Annotated in this window: 1 protein-coding gene and 2 pseudogenes; 2 read left to right on the top strand and 1 reads right to left on the bottom strand. The window is 73.5% G+C overall.

All coding sequences use genetic code 11. The features are described 5' to 3' along the window. A pseudogene (locus tag AB0N76_RS39755) lies at positions 1 to 507 on the bottom strand (hypothetical protein); the annotation flags it as partial. A 190-nt stretch (positions 508 to 697) separates the two neighbouring features. Here AB0N76_RS39755 and AB0N76_RS39760 point away from each other — a divergent pair. Continuing rightward, positions 698 to 1,207: a SigE family RNA polymerase sigma factor gene (locus AB0N76_RS39760; protein ID WP_363565737.1), complete on the top strand. Its 510-nt coding sequence runs from the start codon at positions 698 to 700 to the stop codon at positions 1,205 to 1,207. Then, positions 1,200 to 1,775: pseudogene (locus AB0N76_RS39765) on the top strand (hypothetical protein); the annotation flags it as partial. The gene AB0N76_RS39760 and the pseudogene AB0N76_RS39765, both read left to right, overlap by 8 nt.

Below are 1,775 nucleotides of genomic sequence, written 5' to 3' on the forward strand. Positions count from 1 at the left end.
GCTGAAGCTGTCGAAGAACTCGATCAGGTGCCCGGCGCCCCACAGGCGGTCGTTGATGAAGGTCGGGGGCACCGACGAACTGGTGCCCTTGTCGCCCTTCGACTCGCACTGCACGTACTGGCCGGCGGAGTCGACGGCGACGACCACGCCGTCGGTGTCCGCCGAGGCGACGGGGGTGCGGACCGCGATCACCGCGTGGTACTTAGAGGCGTCCGCGCCCAGGCAGGAGGCCAGGATCCCGGCGACAGCCCCGGCGTCGATCGGGGTCGTCGCCGTGTCGGTCACGGTGAAAGCGGCCGCGGGGCGGGGGGAAGCCGGCGCCGAGGAAACAGCTGCGGCGGGCGTGCTGGGCGCGGTGGCGGCCGTGGGGGTGGCGGCGGTGGGCTCGGCGTGGACCGTGGGGGCGGACGTGGGGGTGCCGGTGGCGGCGGTGGCCATTCCCCCCGCGGCCGCGATGGCGGCGGTGGCCGCGGTGGCGGTGATGAGCATGATCGGGCGGATGCGCATGAAGCCATGTCCTTTCCTGCGGGCGTCCGGTTGACGCCGGCACCCCTCAACGCCTCCCGGCGCCCGGCAGGTCGCGTCCCGCACAGGTGATCCAGGTCATAGGCCGTGCGTGCAACCCCGGGACGTCGGTCGTGCGTACAAGGCGGGACGCTCCGCTCAGGACGGGCCCCGGAGGAGAAAGAGACCCTTGATGACGCCACAGGAGTTCGACGCGTTCTACACAGCGTCCTTCTCCCGCCTGACCGGGCAGCTCTACGCGCTCACCGGCAACTGGTCCGAAGCGCAGGACGTGGTCCAGGAAGCCTTCGTCCGCGCGTGGGACCGGAGACGCACCTTCGACCTGGACAGCGCCCCGGAGGCCTGGATCCGGACCACCGCCCGGCGGCTGGCCCTCTCCCGCTGGCGGCGTCTGACCCGGGGCCTGCAGCTGGCCGGACGCCACCACCGCGAGGACCCACCCGTCGAGCCGCCCACCGATGAGCACCTGATGGTGGTGGCCGCGCTCCGCGAGTTGCCCGAGGCGCAGCGGACGGCCCTGGTCCTGCACCATATGTGCGACCTCTCCGTGGAGCAGGTCGCCGCCGAGACCGGCGCCGGCGTCAGCGCCGTCAAGAGCCGTCTCGCCCGCGGCCGGGCCGCGCTCGCGGCCGAACTCACCGACCGGAACCCGACCAGAGAGGAAGGAAAGCTCCGTGTCTGACCCCGTCCACGACCCCGTCGGCGACCGGCTGCGGCTGCTCGGCACGCAGATGTCCGCACCCACCCTGCCCGCCGCGGAGATCCGCCGGCGCGCCGACCGGCGCCGCCACCGTCGGCACGCCCTGGCCGCGGCGGCCTGCACGGCAGCGGTCCTGTGCCTGGCCCTCCCGTCCGTGCTGCGCTCACCGGGGCCGCAGCAGGCACCGGTACCGCAACAGGGAGCGGCGGTCAGCACGGCTCCCTCGTCGGCGCCGGCTTCCCCCCGCCCGGCGGCCGCTTTCACCGTGACGGACACGGCGACGACCCCGATGGACGCCGGGGCTGTCGCCGGGATCCTGGCCTCCTGCCTGGGCGCGGACGCCTCGAAGTACCACGCGGTGATCGCGGTCCGCACCCCCGTCGCCTCGGCGGACACCGACGGGGTGGTCGTCGCGGTCGACTCCGCCGGCCGGTACGTGCAGTGCGAGTCGAAGGGAAGCAAGGGCACCAGTTCGTCGGTGCCCCCGACCTTCATCAACGACCGCCTGTGGGGCGCCGGGCACCTGATCGAGTTCTTCGACAGCTTCAGC

The sequence above is a fragment of the Kitasatospora sp. NPDC093806 genome, assembly GCF_040683335.1.
In the GTDB taxonomy this organism is placed as follows: domain Bacteria; phylum Actinomycetota; class Actinomycetes; order Streptomycetales; family Streptomycetaceae; genus Kitasatospora.